The sequence below is a fragment of the Bradyrhizobium sp. CCBAU 53415 genome (genome assembly GCF_028128735.1).
Lineage (GTDB): Bacteria > Pseudomonadota > Alphaproteobacteria > Rhizobiales > Xanthobacteraceae > Bradyrhizobium.
This window is the reverse complement of the sequence record NZ_LBJF01000018.1, coordinates 1-19,806: the sequence shown is the minus strand read 5'-3', so window position 1 is coordinate 19,806 and position 19,806 is coordinate 1. Positions and strand designations below refer to the sequence as shown.

14 protein-coding genes and 3 pseudogenes are annotated in these 19,806 nt (G+C 59.4%); 16 read left to right on the top strand and 1 reads right to left on the bottom strand.

The annotated features are described in order from the left end of the window. The 14 genes and pseudogenes from XH87_RS10650 to XH87_RS10585 form a co-directional block, all read left to right on the top strand. A complete protein-coding gene (locus XH87_RS10650) occupies positions 1-633 on the top strand; it encodes a nodulation protein NolU (protein ID WP_271587232.1) in 633 nt (210 codons plus the stop codon). Next, the gene (gene sctL / locus XH87_RS10645; RefSeq protein ID WP_271587231.1) at positions 630-1,250 is read left to right on the top strand and encodes a type III secretion system stator protein SctL; all 621 of its coding nucleotides are present in this window, start codon (positions 630-632) and stop codon (positions 1,248-1,250) included. The genes XH87_RS10650 and sctL overlap by 4 nt, the downstream gene beginning before the upstream one ends. Continuing rightward, positions 1,247-2,602: a type III secretion system ATPase SctN gene (sctN, locus tag XH87_RS10640; protein ID WP_271587230.1), complete on the top strand. Its 1,356-nt coding sequence runs from the start codon at positions 1,247-1,249 to the stop codon at positions 2,600-2,602. The genes sctL and sctN overlap by 4 nt, the downstream gene beginning before the upstream one ends. After that, positions 2,578-3,114 carry a hypothetical protein gene (locus tag XH87_RS10635; protein ID WP_271587229.1) on the top strand — a complete coding sequence of 179 codons (537 nt, stop codon included), beginning with the start codon at positions 2,578-2,580 and terminating at the stop codon, positions 3,112-3,114. The genes sctN and XH87_RS10635 overlap by 25 nt, the downstream gene beginning before the upstream one ends. Positions 3,115-3,200: 86 nt before the next feature. Further along, entirely contained in the window at positions 3,201-4,229 is a 1,029-nt protein-coding gene (gene sctQ / locus XH87_RS10630; RefSeq protein ID WP_271587228.1) for a type III secretion system cytoplasmic ring protein SctQ, read from the top strand. Continuing rightward, positions 4,222-4,887 carry a type III secretion system export apparatus subunit SctR gene (gene sctR, locus XH87_RS10625; protein WP_271587227.1) on the top strand — a complete coding sequence of 222 codons (666 nt, stop codon included), beginning with the start codon at positions 4,222-4,224 and terminating at the stop codon, positions 4,885-4,887. The genes sctQ and sctR overlap by 8 nt, the downstream gene beginning before the upstream one ends. Before the next feature lie 2 nt (positions 4,888-4,889). Next, positions 4,890-5,165, top strand: coding sequence for an EscS/YscS/HrcS family type III secretion system export apparatus protein (locus XH87_RS10620; protein ID WP_271587226.1), 276 nt, complete (start codon positions 4,890-4,892; stop codon positions 5,163-5,165). Positions 5,166-5,175: 10 nt separating this feature from the next. After that, positions 5,176-5,997, top strand: a complete 822-nt coding sequence (gene sctT / locus XH87_RS10615; protein WP_271587225.1) for a type III secretion system export apparatus subunit SctT — start codon at positions 5,176-5,178, stop codon at positions 5,995-5,997. Continuing rightward, complete coding sequence (locus XH87_RS10610; RefSeq protein WP_271587224.1) at positions 5,994-7,031, top strand: EscU/YscU/HrcU family type III secretion system export apparatus switch protein; 1,038 nt, start codon at positions 5,994-5,996, stop codon at positions 7,029-7,031. Before sctT ends, XH87_RS10610 begins: the two co-directional genes overlap by 4 nt. Positions 7,032-7,071: 40 nt before the next feature. Further along, the gene (locus tag XH87_RS10605; RefSeq protein ID WP_271587223.1) at positions 7,072-7,380 is read left to right on the top strand and encodes a thioesterase domain-containing protein; all 309 of its coding nucleotides are present in this window, start codon (positions 7,072-7,074) and stop codon (positions 7,378-7,380) included. A gap of 460 nt (positions 7,381-7,840) precedes the next feature. Next, positions 7,841-9,373, top strand: coding sequence for a S10 family peptidase (locus XH87_RS10600; RefSeq protein ID WP_271587222.1), 1,533 nt, complete (start codon positions 7,841-7,843; stop codon positions 9,371-9,373). Between the two features lie 1,783 nt (positions 9,374-11,156). Then, entirely contained in the window at positions 11,157-11,744 is a 588-nt protein-coding gene (locus tag XH87_RS10595; protein ID WP_271587221.1) for a GNAT family N-acetyltransferase, read from the top strand. A 1,021-nt stretch (positions 11,745-12,765) separates the two neighbouring features. Then, entirely contained in the window at positions 12,766-12,990 is a 225-nt protein-coding gene (locus tag XH87_RS10590; RefSeq protein WP_271587220.1) for an alpha/beta hydrolase, read from the top strand. Positions 12,991-15,338: 2,348 nt separating this feature from the next. After that, positions 15,339-15,703, top strand: a pseudogene (locus XH87_RS10585) (IS5/IS1182 family transposase); the annotation flags it as partial. Positions 15,704-17,734: 2,031 nt separating this feature from the next. Here the strand turns inward: XH87_RS10585 and XH87_RS10580 are convergent. Beyond that, positions 17,735-18,281: pseudogene (locus tag XH87_RS10580) on the bottom strand (DDE-type integrase/transposase/recombinase); the annotation flags it as partial. A 94-nt stretch (positions 18,282-18,375) separates the two neighbouring features. Here XH87_RS10580 and XH87_RS10575 point away from each other — a divergent pair. Together XH87_RS10575 and XH87_RS10570 are read left to right on the top strand one after the other, a co-directional pair. Beyond that, on the top strand, positions 18,376-18,996 hold the full coding sequence (locus XH87_RS10575) for an ATP-binding protein (protein WP_333909180.1): 621 nt from the start codon (positions 18,376-18,378) through the stop codon (positions 18,994-18,996). Between the two features lie 298 nt (positions 18,997-19,294). Further along, positions 19,295-19,806 (top strand): annotated as a pseudogene (locus tag XH87_RS10570) (transposase); the annotation flags it as partial.

The window sequence follows — 19,806 nt, the reverse complement described above, 5'->3', positions numbered from 1 at the left end:
ATGTCGGCATCGATGTCATCCACCGAACTCAATCGTTCGTTCACGCTCGCCGCCGATCGGCTGCGCGAGGTTGCTGCGTCGGTCCATCCCAGTCGTTTTGCTGGGCGTCTTGACCCGCTGCTTTCGCCTGCCACATTGGCTCGGCTACAGCAGAGTGCAAGGCTCCAGCCAAGACTGGCGGAACTGCTGCTGGGCAGCGAGGTGAAGGTGGGCAGCGCCGACTGGAACGAGGATCCTCTCCTCGGGCATGATCCGCGCCGGGTTGCGCTGCTCGCGGGCAGCATCTGGCATGCCCGCTCCATCCTCAAGCTGATTTCCAGGCACGATCTGTCAGTATTTGTCGAAATGATCGGGGCCGAAGCGCATGCTTTTGCAGTCCGACATTTATCCAGTGCCGTCGCAACGACCCCGATCGTCGATCCAGAGCAATTGTCGCGACAGATCGAATATGACGGGCATGCTTGTCTCGGCGCCTGGCTCGAAGAGGCTTCATCGCTTGATCGTATCCGCGTGCTTTTACGCTTGCCCATTGGGACGGCCGCGGAGAATCCAGCTGCTGAACACCGTAGCGCAGCAGGCCCGGTACTTTCCCAAGTCATGGCCCATTTGAGCACAGAGGCTGCCAGGGCATGACGGCCGATGCCCCAGCATCGCCCGCGGCCCCGCAGATTCGGCCTCTTGGACCGCTGATCCCATCTGCGCAGCTCGAGATCTGGCACGATGCCGTACGGGCGCGGGCCGCTGCCGAGCGGCATCTGCAGCGGGTACGCGGTTGGGCACGCCAGGCTTATGAGCGGGAACGGGCGCGGGGCCGCGCCGAGGGTGCAAAGGCGGGCGCAGAGGAAATGGCGCGGCTGATTGCGCAGGCTACTTGTGAACTGGCGCAGCGGAAGGCGGTTCTGGAGCGGGAATTGCCGCAGCTGGTCTTTGAGATCCTTAGCGATCTGCTTGGCGCGTTTGATCCGGGCGAGATACTGGTGCGCGGCGTTCGTCATGCCATCGAGCAAAGATATAAGAACACGGAAGTTTGCCTTCACGTATCCCCACTGAAAGCCGACCTGCTGGCCAGTGAGTTCAAGGACTATGACGGACTGGAGGGCCGGCCGAAGGTCAGGATTGAGGCGGATCCGGCGCTGAGCGCGGACCAATGTGTCTTGTGGAGCGAGTTTGGCAATGTCGATCTCGGGCTTGCCGCGCAGCTGCGCGCGCTGCGTCTCGGGTTCGGTTTGTCGCAGGAGGGTGAATCGTGACCGTGCAACGACCAACCCATGATGCCGCGGCCGCAGAAGGAACTGTCAAGGCCGCACTCTCATCCTTGAGATCTTCCGCCAAGCACATCGATACACGCGCCGTCCGCGGCCGGATCACGCGGGCAGTCGGCACGCTGCTGCACGCCGTCTTGCCGGAGGCGCGGGTCGGAGAACTATGCCTATTGCAGGATCCTCGCAGTGGATGGTCGCTCGAGGCCGAGGTGATCGGTCTGTTGCCGGACGGGGTGTTACTCACGCCGATTGGGGACATGGTGGGCTTATCCAATCGTGCGGAGGTGGTGACGACCGGGCGAATGCAGGAAGTGGCTGTCGGCCCCGATTTGCTCGGCCGCGTCATCGACAGTTTTGGCCGTCCGCTCGATGGCAAGGGCCCGATAAAAGCCGGCGAAACCCGCCCGCTGCGCGGCAGGGCACCCAATCCAATGAAACGGCGCGGGATTGAACAGCCCTTTCCGCTCGGCGTCCGTGTCCTGGATGGTCTTCTGACGTGTGGAGAAGGTCAGCGGATCGGAATCTATGGTGATGCGGGTTGCGGCAAGTCGACGCTGATGTCGCAAATCGTAAGAGGCGCTGCGGCCGACGTCACCATCGTTGCGCTGATCGGCGAACGTGGTCGAGAGGTACGTGAATTCATCGAACGTCATCTTGGCGAGGCCCTTCGCCGTTCCGTCGTTGTGGTGGAGACCTCCGACCGTTCGGCGATGGAGCGGGCCCAATGCGCCCACATGGCGACGGCGCTGGCCGAATATTTTCGTGATCAGGGCCTTCGCGTCGTTCTGATGATGGATTCTTTGACGCGCTTTAGCCGCGCCATGCGTGAAATCGGCCTTGCCGCAGGAGAGCCGCCGACCCGGCGCGGTTTTCCGCCCTCCGTTTTTGCGCTGTTGCCGGGCTTGTTAGAGCGCGCCGGCATGGGCGAGCATGGCTCCATCACGGCCTTCTACACCGTGCTTGTCGAAGGTGATGGCACGGGTGATCCAATAGCGGAAGAATCACGCGGCATCCTTGACGGCCACATTATTCTCTCGCGCGCGTTGGCCTCGCGAGAGCATTTTCCGGCTATCGATGTGCTGTCGAGCCGCAGCCGCGTCATGGATGCGATCGTGTCCGTGCCGCATCGCAAGGCGGCATCCTTCTTCCGTGATCTGCTCTCGCGCTACGCTGAGGCCGAGTTCTTGATCAAGGTCGGTGAATACAAGCAAGGCTCTGATCCGCTGACCGATCGGGCGATCGCCTCGATAGAGGAGCTGCGGGCCTTTTTGCGGCAGGGGCAGGGCGAGGCGTGCAGCTTTGAGGAGACGGTCGCATGGATATCGCGTCTGACCGCTTAAATCCCGTTCACGCCTCGAAGCTGCGGCTCGTCAAGGACATGCGGGAGCGAAGCGCCCTTCGTGAATTGTCCAACATGGAAGCCAAGCGCCACCTCGCGATTCAAGCTGTCCAACAAGCTTGCGAGCATCTTGCAAATGCCGAGGGGCGCCGCGCAAAGGTCGAGGCGGAGCTCTATCGGGAGATGCTAGCGGCCGATGCGATATCGGTCTGCGAACTGCAGCGACGCTATCATCTCATCATCGTTCGGCTCACAGACGAGATCGCAGCGGCGCAGCGAGTTCTTGACAAGGCCCGTGCTGCCCAAGAGCAAGCTGAGGCTGCGGTTCTTGATGCGCGGGCCGTTTGGACCAAGCGTTCAGCGGCGAGCCAGAAGTGGCGTGAGATCGACGGCGACGTTCAACGCATCACGAATGCTCATTTCGATGCCGCCGGCGAAATCGAAGCCGATGATGATGTCTTGCTCCGCTACCGGAGAGGCCCATCAGGGCGGACGGGAGGTGAGCCGACGTGATTGCAGATCCTCTTTCGCGCGAGCCAGGGGCCTGCGACGCGGAAGCCGCACCGGTGACATATGGGCCGGCTGAGCCCGCAGTCTTTATGCCGACGCTGACCCTCTCGCACACCGTGGCCTCGTGGCTCAACGAGATCGCAGCGTTGCGTGCGCCTCTGCAAGGCCGCCTCGGCGAGAAGCCGCTATCTGTGCGCGTGAGCCGAACCGTCTGGCAGGCGGAGCCGGCTACGACGTCGATGCTTGACTGCATCTTTGAAACGGCGGGTGAAACCTTCATCCTGTCCTTGCCCGGTCCGCTTGCGGAAGCACTGATTGAGACCGTGCAGAATGGCCTGACCATACCTTCCGAGCCGACGCGTTCGCTGATCCTGGAACTTGCGCTTGAACCCCTGCTTGCTCCAATTGAGCAACTGATGCAGCGCAATCTGAAGCTCGTTCGCTCCGGTGAAGCGCTGGGTGCGGGACCTTATCTTGAATTCGACGTCGCCTATGGTCCGCTTACCAGCAAGGCTCGCTTGCTTCTGTTCTCGTCTCTTGACGGTCTGGTTCCGCCGGCCTTCCGCGCCCTCGGCGAGCTTCTTGGCCGATCGCCGCGACAGGCGCTCAGGCAGTTTCCCGAGCTTCCGGTCATCGTTGCGGGCCAGATCGGTTCGCTTCGGGTCACGATCGGCCTTGTTCGTCAGGCACGAGAAGGCGACGCACTGCTGCCGGACTCGATTCCCTTGGCTCGCGGCCAGGTCATCCTCGCTGCGGACCGATTGTGGGCCCCTGCAGAGATTGCCGGCGACCGACTGGTCCTGCGCGGGCCGTTCCGACTGCAAGCCAACCCCCTGAAAAGTGAACATATGACGACACAACCCCAAGCGCAGCAGCTCCCCTCTGAGGCCGATATCGACAGTCTCGAGATCACGCTTGTCTTCGAATGCGGCCGCTGGCCCATGCCGCTGGGAACCTTGCGAACCATCAACGAAGGCCATGTGTTCGAGCTTGGCCGGCCGCTGGAGGGGACGGTCGATATCCTTGCCAACGGTAAACGTATCGGCCGCGGCGACATCGTACGGATCGGCGAGGAACTGGCCGTTAGATTACGCGGCAGGTTGGCGGTCAATGACTGAGATTCAACCGAGCATCCTCGCGCTTCTTGCGATCACCGTCGGCCTTGGCCTGCTGGCCTTCGCCGTCGTCACAATGACCGCCTTTATCAAGGTCTCGGTTGTTCTCTTCCTAGTGCGTAACGCGTTGGGGACTCAATCGATACCGCCGAACATCGTCCTTTACGGAGCGGCACTGATCCTGACCGTCTTCATCAGCGCTCCGGTCTTCGAGCAGACCTATAACCGACTTACCGATCCGCAACTCAGCTACCAAAGTTTCGATGACTGGGTGACAGCCGCCAAGGAGGGACAGGAGCCGCTGCGCGCCCATCTGAAGAAGTTCACCAATGAAGAGCAGCGCCGCTTCTTCCTATCATCGACCGAACATGTCTGGTCGGAGGAGATGCGCGGCAGCGCAACGGCAGATGATTTCGCGATTCTTGTGCCGTCGTTCCTGATTTCAGAGCTCAAGCGCGGCTTCGAAATCGGCTTTCTTCTCTACCTTCCCTTTATCACGATCGATCTGATCGTCACGACGATTTTGATGGCCATGGGCATGTCGATGGTGTCCCCGACGGTGATATCCGTCCCCTTCAAGCTCTTTTTGTTCGTCACTATCGACGGCTGGTCACGTCTCATGCACGGGCTGGTATTAAGCTACACGACGCCAGGAGGTTGACCATGAACGAAGCCAGCGTCCTTACGCACCTGAGTCAATCGCTCGTGCTCTTCATGATCTGGGTTCTGCCGCCGCTGCTCGCAGCTCTCATCTCCGGACTGATCATTGGCCTCATCCAGGCGGCAACTCAGCTCCAGGATCAAACCCTGCCACTAACGGTCAAGCTTCTGGTCGTCGTCGCCGTGCTCGCCGGGTTTTCTCCCGTGCTAAGCGCTCCACTCATCGAACAAGCCGAGCGCATCTTCAGCGAATTTCCTGCACTCACCGCAAGATATTAGCAGAGCTTGGATGGCTGGCCTGTCACCCGCAGAGGCGCAAGCTGTTGTTCAGGGCACGATCGAGCTCGTCGTCGCAACCGGCCTGAGTGCGGCCCGCGCCCTCGGCATCATGCTGGTGCTTCCCGTCTTCACCCGACCGCGTATCAGCGGCCTAGTTCGGGGAAGCCTGACGATTGCGATCGGCCTGCCGTGCCTCGCTCACATCAAGCTCGGCCTGCAGGCCCTAGACCCGAACACGCGCCTGGTCAGCGTGACCATGATTGGCCTGAAGGAGGTGTTCGTCGGTCTTGTGCTCGGCATCCTGCTCAGTATTCCGTTATGGAGCATACAGGCAGTCGGCGACATCATCGATACCCAACGAGGAATTTCTAGCCAAGTTGCGGGGGAGGATCCCGCGACGCACAGCCAAGCGTCCGGAACCGGGCTTTTTCTCGGTGTTACAGCAGTTACGATCTTCGTTTTGGTCGGCGGGCTGCAGACCATGGTGAGCGGCCTTTATCGCAGCTACATAGTGTGGCCTGTCTATCAGTTTCTGCCTGCCGTGACAGCGCAAGGGGCAATGGAATGTCTGGCCCTTCTCGATCGTATCATGATGACGACCTTGTTAGTCGCCGGCCCGGTGCTGGCCCTGCTGCTGCTGGTCGATATCTCGGTCATGATGCTCGGCCGTTTTGCATCTCAGCTCAAGCTGAACGATCTCTCCCCAATGATCAAGAATGTTGCATTCGGGGTCATCATGGTGAGCTACGCCGTCTATCTGCTTGAGTACGCCGGAGCTGAAATCCTGACCTCGAACAACATGCTCGAGTATCTGAAGAAGCTGTTAAAATGAGCGGCACGAGTGAGGAGAAAAAGCTTCCTCCGACGCCCAAGAAGCTGCGCGATGCGCGCAAGAAGGGACAAAGCGCGCGCAGCTCCGATCTAGTGAGCGGCGTCAGCGCCTGTGCGGGTTTCGGCTGCCTTTGGTGGCGAGCAGGTGCGATTGAAGACAAGTGGCAGGAAACGGTCCGACTGGTCGACAAATTGCAGGAACAGCCGTTCACGAGCGCGGTGCCACAAGCGCTCAGCGGCTTACTGGAACTTTCGATTGCAACTGTCGCGCCCTTGCTCGCCGCCGCCGTGGTGGCAGCCCTTCTGGCCAATATCCTGGTCAATGGCGGTTTCATGTTTGCTTCGGATCCACTCAAGCCGAAGCTTGAGAAACTGGATCCCATCAACGGCTTGAAACGCATCGCCTCTAAACGTTCGGCCATCGAGCTTGGCAAGACGCTGGCTAAAGTGGTTTTGCTTGGTGCGACCTTCTTTCTCATCGTGGCCGCTAGCTGGAAAGCGCTCGTGTACCTGCCGGTCTGCGGCATGGGCTGTTTTGGCTTCGTCTTCACCGAGGTTGAACTGCTGACCGGGATTGCCGCTGGAGCTTTTCTGGTCGCCGGATTGGCTGACTTACTAATCCAGCGCTGGTTATTTATGCAGGACATGCGCATGACGGAAACGGAGGCCAAGCGGGAGAACAAGGAACAGCAAGGCAATCCGCAGGTGAAGCGTGAACACCGGCGTCTGCGGCAAGAGTCGGCCAACGAGGCTCCGCTCGGCATCAGTCGGGCCACCTTGATCTTGCGGGGATCGACAACGTTGATTGGGCTGCGCTATGTTCGCGGCGAGACCGGCGTGCCGGTCGTGGTCTGCCGCGGCGAGGGCGAAGCTGCTTCACAGCTGCTTGGTGAGGCGCGCGCGCTGCGCCTCAGCATTGTGGATGACGATGTCCTGGCACGTCAGCTGCTCGGGAAAGCGAGGCTCGGCAACCCGGTTCCCTCGCAATATTTCGAGTCGGTCGCAAAGGCACTCTATGCCGCTGGGCTGGTCTAGATCATCCTGTCCTGACGCTGCGATCCGCAACGTGCGCTCGATGGAGGTGATTCTTGCGATTAAACAGATCCAGCCGCGTGGCCCATACCGCTTTGCTAGATACTCATCAGGTGCAATCCTGGCTTATGCAATTGCCGAGCCGTTACTGAGTATTGATGAACTTGTGTCATTCATGGCGTTCATCGATGTTAGTCTACTTGCGGCTTCTTCAAATGCATCACTGAAGAGTTTGGCGCGAAAAATTGTTTTGGATCGTTGTGGAATCTTGCGGTATGAATGTCGCGAGGTTGTGGAAGCGACACCGAACAATGGTCCGTCTCTGAGTTGCTTGAAAAGGCGCAGCAAATAGAAGCGTTAGCTCCAGATCACGATCTTTACAGTGACGTTTCGATGTATCAAAGGGCCGCGCAATGGTGAGCCATCCAGAAAACCGCCGAGTACTGGCTCGAGCCATTTCAATGGCCTTAATCGGGACTCTTGAGTAGACCCAACCTTTCTCCGCAGCCTCAGGGTTCGAAGGTTAGTCTCGAACCCCAAATATGCCACAACACAGCAAGCGGCTCGGTTTCCAAGTTGGGAAGCGGCTACGATTTAGACTTAATAGCATTGCGGCCTCAGTAGGAGCGTTTGCTGTAGCTATCGAGGCACCCTGTCATTGGCTGGATGACGCCTTCGCGCAACCGTCCGCAGGGCATCCGGCGATGGTAACGGCTACTGGAGTTGGTGGGTTTGTTGTCTCCCCGCCCTGAGCTAGTGGCTTTGACAGATGGGCCTCGCGCACAGGGTGCGCGCCGCGACAGGAGAAGCTCATGCGCTTGACCGCGCTGCGCCGTACCTTTATTGCAGCGATCCTGTTTGCCTGTGGGGGAGTTGGCAGCGCGGGGGCCGACGATTCGCCGCTGCCCATCCAAGTCATGACGCCGGCCGGCCAGAAGGCCGGCGCCGGCCAAACTCCTAATATGCCGTCGGCCGCCGAGCAGCATCGGCTGCCGCCGGACTCCAGCACCAGACAAACGCTTGAGCTTCCTGGCAGGACGCTCTCTTTCCTCGCGACGGCCGGCTCGATCCGTCTGTTCGACGACAAGGGCGAACCGCAGGCTGACATCGTCTATACGTCCTATCAGCTTGACGGCACCGATCGCGGCACCCGCCCGGTAACATTCTTCTTCAACGGCGGACCGGGCTCATCATCGGCCTGGCTGCAGCTCGGCAATGCCGGACCGTGGCGGTTACCGATCAATGCGGACGAGGTCACGCCATCGACCTTTCCGGAGGCGAGTCCAAACGCGGAAACTTGGCTCGATTTCACTGATCTAGTGTTTCTCGACCCCGTAGGTACCGGCTATAGCCGATTCGTGGGTAACGGCGATGATGTACGCAAGCGGCTCTATTCCGTTGACGGCGACGCCAATGCGCTCGCACTGGTGATCCGCCGCTGGCTCGAAAAGCATGACCGACTATTGTCGCCCAAGTACATCGCGGGCGAAAGCTATGGTGGCATTCGCGGCCCAAAGATTGTCCATCAGTTGCAGATGCGGCAGGGCATAGGCGTTAAGGGTCTCATCATGATCTCGCCAGCGTTCGACTCCAGCGTCCGCGCGGGTCTGTTGCGATACGTCGCGGCGCTGCCAAGCTATGCCGCGACCTTCCGTGAAGCTAAGGGGCCGGTCAAGCGAGCCGATCTCGCTGACGTGGAGGCTTATGCACGCGGCGAGTTTCTGGTCGATCTTATGAAAGGCCAGCAGGACAAGGAAGCGACCACGCGTCTGGCCGACAAGGTCGCGGCGCTGACCGGCATCGACCAAGCGGTCAGTCGTAGGCTTGCGGGCCGCGTCGAACTCGCCGAGTTCCGCCGTGAGTTCGATCGTAAGAACGGCAAGCTAATCGGCAATTATGATGCCTCGGTGCGTGGCCTCGATCCGTATCCGGACTCCGGTTTCCACCTTTCCGGCGATGCCTCGAGCGATACGCTGCTAGCGCCTCTGACTAGCGCCACTGTCGATCTCCTTACGCGCAAGCTTAACTGGCGGCCGGACGGCTCCTATGAGCTGGTCAACCGTTCGGTCGGGCAGGCTTGGGATTTCGGCCGCAGCCCTCCGGAGTCGGTTTCGCAGCTGCGCCAGATCTTTGCAACGGACCGAAAGTTGAAGCTGTTGGTCGGGCACGGCCTGTTTGACCTCGTCACGCCTTATCTCGGATCACAGATCGTGCTCGATCAATTGCCGCCATTTGCCTCGGCACCCCGCGTCAAACTTATAGTCTATCCGGGCGGCCACATGTTCTATTCACGAGACACCTCGCGCCAAGCTTTTCGTGCAGAGGTCGAAGCGATGATGAAGTAACGGCGATGGATTGCGCGTAAGGTCCGGTGCTAGGTGAGAACCGGCCAATGCGCCTTTCGGCCTTGTGTCCGATAATGGGTTCGATGCGCCGAGCGCCGGCGCAGCTCGTGCTATGACACCGAAATCGTCTGCTTCTGGGGAGATGCAGGCGCGCGGCGGCAGTTGCGCAACATGGCCGCCTCGTGGAAAACACCAGCAATCCGCAATGAGCCACCTGTGGCGAGCTGATACTGTAGCGGCAGCTTCGTTGCCGGATGTGCGCTGCAGTGCGCAGTCCATTTAGCTTCCGGCTATACATGATACAACCCAGGCGCGCCACGCGCCTGGGCAGCTTTTTGAGTATCTCGGTGCCTTCAACTTAGGGAGCTCACGGCGGCACAACCGCTAGATCTCCTGCAGCCTTGGCTGCATCCATCGTGGCCAGAAAAGGCTTTTGCCGCGTCGGTGCCGAACTCCTTCATCAACTCCACAGAACATCGTCATGAACGTCCAGGTCGCGGCCAGCTTGCGCCTACCGAGACCCCGAGGCTAAGCGCGATCTCCTCCCCTTTCACCCGGCTCCATTCCGCCTTCGGATCGCCCGTTCCAAATGGAGCTAAAGGCCGCCACTTTCCACTTTGAGGAAAGAGTTCCACTTTAGGCAATGCTCAATTTGGGCTTCTCGCGACCATGCTCAAGGTTAAACCCGGCCAACTTACAGCATCAACCGCGGATAGATCCCCACCCATTTTGGGGAGGTCTTCGCTACAGTTTCTTCGGATATGCTGCTCCGGTGACCATAGTTTTCCAAGACAGAGCGAAACAAACATGACTCAACGCGTGGATCTCGGACCTGGCATGGCAAGCATTAACAGCGCCAAGAAACTTACAAACCGTTCCGATCAGGGGCTTCTCAACGCCAGCGGCTAAAGAAATCCTTACGAGAATTACTCGTGCAACTAAGCGACTCGGACCTGCATTCCTTCCCACAATGGCAAGAGCGGCGGCGGATACACTTGACCTGGGCGTTTAAGTTTGACGACGGCTCGATAGGAACGTTCTCGCTCGATTGACTGGAGCTTCGACCCATCGACGCGCATGACGATGCACGAAAGCTCTCGCGCGATCCCCAAGCTTCGATTTTCCGTAGGTCGACGGGGCGCAGCATCGCGGCGTCCAGTCGCGTTGCCCTATCCCGACAATGGCCAATTGCTGCAGTGGTGCGCCGAGAGCCGTGAGGACACAAGAACATCAATGAGCGCTAAGAACATGCGATAACTGGAATGGTGGTTTCTCACCCAACACGTGTTTTGAAGGAAGCCTATGCAGGACCGCTCAATGGGAGACGAGGTGATGAGTCGCTGCCTGGTCTGAGCTCGACGCGCGACCCTCGCTAAGCTGCTCGTCGTGCCGGAACCCGGTTCAAAGGCAGCCATCGCCCGATGTTCGTGTCGAGCGCATGCGGTGACTTCTTCGGGCGTGCAATTTCACAAGCGTCCTCGTGTCATTTCTCTGAGTGGTTGCAGGCTGACGAAGCTTGTCGACGGTAAGAACGTCGAAGCTTCCTCTAGGACAGGCGGGGCGGCTTGCAGATGCCTCTTCTGGCCTGCAACGGCAGAAGCCGGCCAGGAAGATCTAGATCCAAGCATAGCCTACCAAGGAGCCTTGGTCCGAAGTGACCGTCAAGATCAGCCGTTTGAGACAGGCAGAGAGCTCGGGCCGACGATCCTGCTCCCATCAGAGGCCGTCGATGCCGTGCTCGCCCTTGCAATGCCGAGGCCAAACAGAGACCCGAAACGACATCATGACAGAAGAATTGGATATCAGTTTTGCGAACGCAAACGTTCGTGCAAGCACTATCTGCACAATTGTGCTCGGCTTTGCCGCCGATCCGTTGATGCGTTGGAGTTGGCCTGACCCAAGGCAATACCTTAGGAGCATGCCTCAGTTCATTGATGCCTGTGCCGGACGAGCATTTGCACATGGCACAGCCTACGTCGCGGGAGAGGTTCTTGGCGCGGCCCTGTGGCTGCCTCCCGACGTGCAGCAAGATGAGGAGGCTTTGGATGGAATTATGGCGCTATCCTTGCGCCCGGAGATCACTGAAGATATGGCACACTTGCGGAGGAGAATGGCCGAGCATCATCCTCGCGAGCCACATTGGTATCTGCCATTCATTGCTGTAGATCCGAACTGGGTCGGAAAAGGGGTTGGCACATTGTTGATGAGATACGCCCTTCAACAATGCGATGAGCAGGGCATAGCTGCCTACCTCGAAAGCTCGAACCCTGAAAATATTCCCTTTTACCAACGTCATGGCTTCAAGGTCGTTGGTGAGATACAACACGGTTCCTCGCCGCCGCTCACGCCAATGTTCCGTACGGCTTGTTGACCGGCAAGATGGGGATGCTTCGCACGCTTTAAAGTTTGCCGGAGCTATTCTTGCACGGACCCGGAACTGATGTCTAATTAAGCGCAGATTCCGCAAACAAAGGCCGGCCTGCCAGCTTTGCGGCTGTTTTCTATTATGCCCTCTAAGGCATTCCAGCGTGAGGGAGCTCCAGTCCTCAATCGGCACGGCGTTTGCTCTATTCAGACCGTAATCACCATAAGCAAGCCCTGATCTGGGAGAACTCGTTCCGCTTGTTGGCTCATGGCTCCGCAGGCTCAATCGGCAGTTGGTGAGCTGGTGGCCAGGCCTTTCGCAAGCAGCCGATCTTAGCGCGCCACGAGATCGATGTGAGTGAACGTGGCCGCCATCCACACAACGAGTGCATACCTCCAAAAGCAGACCGGCACGTCCGATAGGCGGAGTGAGTAGCCGTTTTCGAACTCGCCAGCAAAAAAGCAGTAACGGTCCAGGAATGTATTGCTCGGCGCCACCTGCGCCTGCTCAAACGACCTGGTCGATATTCATCGGAACCGCCATCAGGAGCTGAGATCGAAGAGGTGCGGTCGATTGGGCATGGTGCCAACAGTGACCCGCAGCACCATCTGGCTCGACTGGTTTCGGCGTTGAGCTCACACGACGAGTTGGTTGTAGCGCTCATACCTTCGCCTCCTCCGGTTAGGTCTAGTTGGCAATAACCTGACATGACTGCGTTCGATGAGGACGGCTTATGTCCGCGGGCAGACATTGAGGCGGCTCGCCCGATCTGCGCAAAGCATACGGAACCGTTTCTTCGCCAAAGTTGGCACGTCTGATGCTGAGAGCTGTGTGGAGTCAAATCCACTAAGTGGGGCCATTGCCACCGCGATGTCGCCGGCGCTTGACTTCATCGGACAAGGCGAATCGTATGCGCACGCATCGCTGATGCGCCCTTGCTGACGCCGCAAATGATGGCGTTGTTCATCGACGCCTATATCGGCAATGGGGATCCGGCATCACCGCCGGTGACCCGTTCGAAAGCGACTTGTCCGGATTGCCGCCGACTTTCGTTCATGTCGGCTCGTGGGAGCTGCCCCGGGATGACAGCATACAAATTGCCCAGAAGCTGCGCCGAGCCGGATCTATCGCTGCGCTCAAGGTCTGGGAAGGGATGTGCCATTCTTGGCAATTGTTCGCGCCGATGCTCGAGGAAGGCATGGCCTCTATTAGCGAAGCGGCGTCGTTCACGAAGATCCATCTGAAGGCGTGAGTGCTGGTCTTCGAAGTCCGCAAACGAGTGGTGCCGTTTGAAGCGTCCGTTCGTGCTTCGTATCAGTAGATGCTTGGAGGAATGAACAAGCATCAAGAACTGACTTGGCCGAGCCCATCAAGCCGATGACGTAGAAGCTTGATGAGGGTGCTAGCCGACGAGCTACAGCGCTGGCCATCGCGAAATTGCACGCCGTTGCTGCTCGTGGGAGGCTCTGCAAAGCGCCAGCGACTGGCCTGCCGCGCGACGATGTCGTTCGGATCGGCTGGCGCACAACACCGCTTTGCTCTCTCACCGCGTTTACCGATCGAAGGCTACTTTTAGAGCTTGGCCGGTTTCCCATGGAGGGTCCATGTTGACCGTTTCTTCAAAACCTCTTTGCAAGGAGGAGCCTTCAGGCCGAAGGCGTCCTCCGTCACCAGACCGCAATCATGCTGATTCGCCATGGTCCACTTTGGCACGAACATTCTTTCGACTAACAAAGCGCCGGAAATAAGTGCAAAGTGGGCGAGCAGCATCTCTGACCGCAGGATGCGTCGGAGCCCATTGCGGCCTCATTGGAACAGTAATGGCAGCCAGTGGGACCCACACTCGTTCGTGCGTTACCGGATCGCGTAACTGGGCGATCTTGTTCGTGCGGATGTCCAGCCACTCGAACGAACGACCATGGACGGCGACAAGTTGAGCCGGCCGCAGAGCAGCGAAATGATCCGGACAAGAGACCCTTATCATTCGAGCACAACCTGAGATTGATCTTGTGCAGTCGGTTTAAGATGATGCCGCCCACTTGTTCAACTGCAGGAAGGAGGGACTTGACACTCGGCAGGTGACCACACGACCTTCTCGCCGCTTCGATCGAATCTCTGTAGCCGATTTCTAACTGAATTCTTTGCCCACCTTGGCTTGTTTGCATGCTTGGCCCGCGACTCCGACCTTCGTCAATTCAGGCTTGACGATTTTGCAAACGGCGGGCCTCTTGCTATCAGCTGACCCCGCTACCTCTTTTGGAGCCGGGCTGGTTGCTTACGCGACGAGCCCCTTGGCCGCGCTCTGGCTGGTGTATCCTGCATCTGGTGATCTGAAATCCGAAAAATCGTGCACCGCGCCATTGGAATGCTATGGCGATTCCCAACGCCATCGCGCAACCGATGCTGCCGCCCTGCGGATGCTGTTATTGCCAGCAGAACCGTGAAAACGAAGGCGCTGCGGCAAGCGCCATCGATGCTAGCAATGATTCGGGATTCGCTGATACCCATTCAGCGAAACTAACAAGCAGCATAGTAGTACCAGCAAAGGAGGCAGACTGCCCTGCCGATCACGAGACCGGGAGTCGCCCAGCCTATTAGTGTGGCCCGAGCGGCCGCTGATCGGATTGAGCGCCAAGGCTAGCTAGCGCCTCCAGCTGCCCGGGCCGGCGCTTACGAGCTGATTGCGGGACAGCTACCTGCAAGTGATCCGTTCGAACGCACGCACAGGAGGGGTCAAGAGGGGGGCCGTAATTCGGGGCGAAGGTGAGCTGAAGACAGAGGCACACGGCGCGTGGCTCTCGCCAGGATATTGGGTACACGCGCCGTGTGCGTTCCGCAAAGTGCTCACTTGGAACGACATCCGCTACCCGCAGGATGTCTGTGCACTTCGGGCAGCAATGGCATAGCTGGGCTAGCTGACGAGAAGCTGACGACCATATCCTCGGCAGCCGCTCTTGCTTTTGATCTGGCAAAGACATTGAAGAGGGGTTTACTGTAGGAATTGGCCCATGAAGCGACGTGGAACGCCTCATGGCTTGCCCCGCTCGCGGTTTGGTAAAGCGCGCTCGATCACCCCGAGGTTTGCGGGGTATCATTGCCTTCCGTCCCATCATGTAGAGCACAGCTTTATGTAGGTCTCGGGTGGGTAGGCAATGTTGCGCGCACTGATGAGAATGCGTTCGTGGCGCGACCACCGCCTGATCATGTCCCGATTCCGAGCCGCTGGACCATGCCTAGCTACCACTGCCAATGTCCTTGGGGCCGTCGAGACTCTGATCGCTGGAAGCGCTGCACGTGTTCTGACGTCAAAACCTTTTGCACGTATCCCGCGATCTTGAACGGAGGCGAACCCGGCAAATCGAGCGGCTTGGTTACATCATCGCTCTTGAAGATTCGCCCTCCCACGTCAGGGAGGCGAAGTCTCCGGTGGGCGCACGAAGGCCATCAGGTCTTGACGCGGTTCATGTCTCAGCCTCACTCACAAACACTCTGGCGCGCAGCTCGAGGGGCTACATCAATTCGTTAGCATGATATGCTGATACTTAGAGAGCATATTGAAGAATCGGGCATTCGCATTTTGCGGCGACAAGCAGAAGCCAGGGCGAGAACAGCGCAGCCGAGTCGCGCAAATGGATCAAGTCAAGACCGGCGCTGACCGCCGATCCAAACGCGAGGCTGTACTGCAAGGGAAAAGGCAAGGCGACGAAAGGGTGCTTCATCGGGCACGGTCTGATGGAGAAACCGCTAATGCCTAATGGTCGACGCCTGCCTGACGTTGGCCGGTGGGCATGACGAACCGGTGGTCGCGCTGCACATGATCGCGTCGCGTGCCGACCGACAGCGATCACGCTTGGCGCCGACAATGGCTACGCCCCCCAAAAAGGTTAGTGAGCGAACTTCGCTCGATGAACGTGACGCCGCATATTGCGCAGAATACCAGCGGCCACAGCTCTGCTGTTAGGGGGGTGTCTCGACTTAAATGTCCCGAGTCAAGTTCGCAATGTCGCCATGGCGAAGAGGCCAACCTCAAAGCGATATGAGATATCTCATCAGCCTGCGGGGAGGAAACGCACGGCGGGAGCAGCAATACTCACCGCCATACACAAGCAAATACTGTCCGGCCACTTTGCAAGAGAACTGCTCTGTCTAATATTTTGCGGATAATAACACGCTCTTGGATCGAGAGACGGCTCGGCAATATGATTATGTTCACGAGGAATGCCTGCCACCTAAACCGCTACTGTGTAAGCGGTCTGATGCATCCAGATGGTAAACTCTCCTCCTCGAAGACTCGCACGAAGCCGGATGTCGTAACGACGATCAGTCATAAAGCGTGCAGTGGACTAGCTGACCGCCCTCCGGTCCGTCGTGCGCTGTAGCTGCCGCTGATCGTAAGCGCGCCGAACGGCTTTTGTCTGGGCCTGAACGCCTAGTGGCAAGCTGCCCTGGGGCCGCTTCCATTTGTGAATTGCCGCGCAGGTCTGTCAGCTTTCAGTAAGCTCGCCCGGATACAGAGCCGTTGAGGTTGGCGGGATGTGGCAGGGACAGTGCTATCTTACCAGAACGGTCGGCGCCGAGTCATGTTCCTCGCCAGCCCCTCATCAGCAGTGCGGATGCGGCAAGAACCTTGCCTTCAACTCAGCCCCCCGGCCGGTAAGGTCCGGACCGCGCCCGCACTGCTTCCAAGTTACGGGCTGATCCCCGTTCTAGTAGTTATGCCCGTTCTGCCAGCTATGACCTCCGGGTCAGCTTCTTCCGCTGATTTGAGGCTGGCTCTGCGGGAGCCAGCCGCGCGTGGCAGGGACAGCACTTTCGCGGGCTCGGCAGTGACAGCGTCTGTTCTAGGACAGGTAGCGGTGACTTGGCGACCAGTCTCGGATTGCTGGCGGTGCCGGCGCGGCGCGCCTCTATGCTGACGTCATAGGATAGGCAACACAGGCTGCCATTGTAACGGACGGTGTCACTCTCCAGTGCCGCGATGGTCGCCTTGCGGACTCCAAAACTCCCGCGGAGCTGTTGAGGTGTCACCTGGACTTTCTGGAGAAATTCTGGTCGAGGTCGTTCAGCGCGGCCTCGAAAATATTGGATCACCTCAAGCCACAGCCATCACCTGCGGGATTCACTAAGCTTGCAACAAGAGCCTGATTTTGAGGTTGCTTCTGAAATTCGCCGGAATACTGCCTCTCCGGCTACGACCGCTGTTGAGGGAGTGCGGAAGCACTCAATTTCATGATGAGGGTCGGGAATGGCTCCATCTTCGTGCACGGAGAACTTCAAGCATATCTCGCCAGTCTGAAGCGACCGTTGTCTTGAACCGGCGGCGCGCCACAGGTCCGTCGCGATCCGCTCGCAAGCAAGCTCCTCACGCGCGTCGCGGCGCAGGATCGGCGGAGCCGCCCTGAAAATTGACCCTCGAACCTCCAACGGACGCTGCGGACGTCCGCGATGTGCCTTTCGCATCCTGCGCACTCGTGCCGGATGCGCGCCAAGACACTGATCTTGCGAAAGACGAACAGCAGCGATCGTCCGAGCTAAGCCGCCTACCCCCAGCTCAAGCAAGTCAGGCAGCTGGAGCGGTTCGAGCGGATAACGGACGTTCGACGACCGTTTTGCGCGAGACACACGCTCGATGCGCCGAAATCCCGCGACCGATCAGATAGTCTGCTGAGCACCACGGGGCTCACCAACAATCAAGGTCGCACTAACGCGCAATGACAGAGTTGCGCCTGCATAGATTGGCTTTTCGCCTCGGCTGCGCTGGGCTGGCGTTGCTCGCAGGTATTGCCGTGACAAACGCTTTTAGCTGCAATCGGCGCGATGCGCTCGGCACGGCGCGGGTGCTCGCTGTAAATGCCGCACTCTTCCCGCGGGTGGGGCTGAAGAACTTTCCCGAGACGCTTCCTCTGGCGGACCATGAAGTCGTCCTCTCGTTCGATGACGGACCGCGGACGCCCAACACGGATAAGGTGCTGGCTGCGCTCGCACAGAAATGCGCGCGAGAACACCGCGCCGGTGAACTGCGAGCCCTGGTCGGTGTTGAAGATGTCCGGCTTGCCGTGGCGAGCGAGAGCGTCTTCCAGTTTCTCGACGCACAATGCAGCTTCCATCGTGATCGAGACGCGCCACGACAGCACCCGGAGGGTCGCCCAGTCGAGGACAACAGCCAGGTACACGAAGCCGCGCGCCATCGGGATGTAGGTGATGTCCATCGCCAAGACCTGGTTCGGGCGTGTGAACTCCATCCCGCGCAGCAGATACGGATGGATCTTGTGTCCAGGTTCAGCCGGTCGAGCCGATCGCATGATCGCGAGGTCGGCGGAAGGCACAGGACGTGGCAGATAATAGACACTGCCACGGCTGATCTTCAAAACTTTCGCCTGTTTCGTGATCGGCAGGTCGTGCTTACGGTCGATCATCGCTTTGCGCTCAGCAGGCCGGCTTTGCTGAGCGCGCCTTCGCGTTCTCCAGCCTGAGCTCCCCGATCTTGGCGTGCAGCGTTTTCACATCCACCCCGGGCTCGCTCGGTCTGTTGCCACCGCCAGGACTGCGGATTCCGCTCGATGTCGCCCAGGATTGAACGAACCCGCTACGCGGGAGTGGGGGCAAGCCTGGCCTCGGTCACGCCGAATGGCTCGCGCTGCTGCTCGAACGTGAAGCCTCGCTGCGCCACGACAAGCGGCTCGCCACCCGCCTGCGCTACGCCAAGCTGCGCCAGCAAGCGTGCGTCGAGGACATCGACTACCGCACCCCGCGCGGACCCGATCGCCCGCTGTTCGCCAAGCTTGTCGAGGGCCGCTGGATTGACGACCATGCCAACCTTCTGATCTGCGACCCGGTCGGCGTCGGCAAGAGCTGGCTCGCCTCGGCGCTCGGCCACAAGGCCTGCCGTGACAATCGCTCCGTGCTCTATCAACGTGTTCCGCGGCTGTTCGATGACCTCGCTCTCGCGCGCGGCGACGGCCGCCATCCGCGCCTATTGCGCGGGCTCGGCCGTGTCGATCTGCTGATCCTCGATGACTGGCGGCTTGAGCCGCTCGACGCCGGTGCCCGTCACGATCTCCTGGAAATCCTCGAAGATCGCTACGTCATCGTTCCACGATCGTCACCAGCCAGCTCCCCCTGGACCAGTCGCATGTGCTCATTGGAGATCCCACCTATGCCAAACGCCGTGCTCGATCGCCTCGTCCACAATGCCCATCGGCTCGACCTCACCGGCGAGAGCCTGCGCCGAACCCGGCAATCCGCCCGAAAGGCCTGAGCCCGTGACGCTGTGTGGACATGCCGCTTCGCTTGGACAACGCCAAGGCGTTGCCCACATGCCCACAGCAACCGCAACAGAAAACACAACAGGTTCAAGCCGCGATTCCAGTTGACCGCGCGGATCGCCCAGTGCCAGAGAACCTAGGCAGCCAGAACGCCTCGCCCCCGGGCGAGATCAAATCGGAAAGGTGGGCGACATCGTCTCGGAATCCCCGGGCGACTTCATATCGGTATGACCTGCCACTGCGAATTTCCTCCAGAAGGAGTTAGAGTCCGGCCCGAAGAAGGACGGACGGATGAAGCGAGCAAGGTTCACGGAAGAGCAGATTATCGCGGTATTGAAGGAGCATGAGGCTGGGGCGAAGACAGCCGACCTGGCTCGCAAGCACGGTGTTTCCGAGGCGACGATCTACAATTGGAAGGCCAAATTCGGCGGCATGGACGTTTCCGAAGCGAAGCGGCTGAGGGCCTTGGAAGAGGAGAACGCGAAGCTGAAGAAGCTTCTGGCCGAGCAGATGCTCGATGCGGCCGCACTTCGCGAGCTCCTTTCAAAAAAATGGTAGGGCCCGCCGCCAAGCGCGCTGCGGTCGCGCATCTGCAGGCCGTCATGAGCCTGTCGGAACGGCGGGCCTGCTCGATCGTGGAGGCGGATCGGAAGATGATCCGCTATCGCTCCAGCCGCCCGCCGGACGCAGTTCTGCGTGGCCGATTGCGCGATCTCGCCAACGAGCGGCGGCGTTTCGGCTATCGCCGGTTGTTCGTCCTGCTGCGGCGGGAGGGCGAGCCCTCGGGGATCAACCGGATCTAC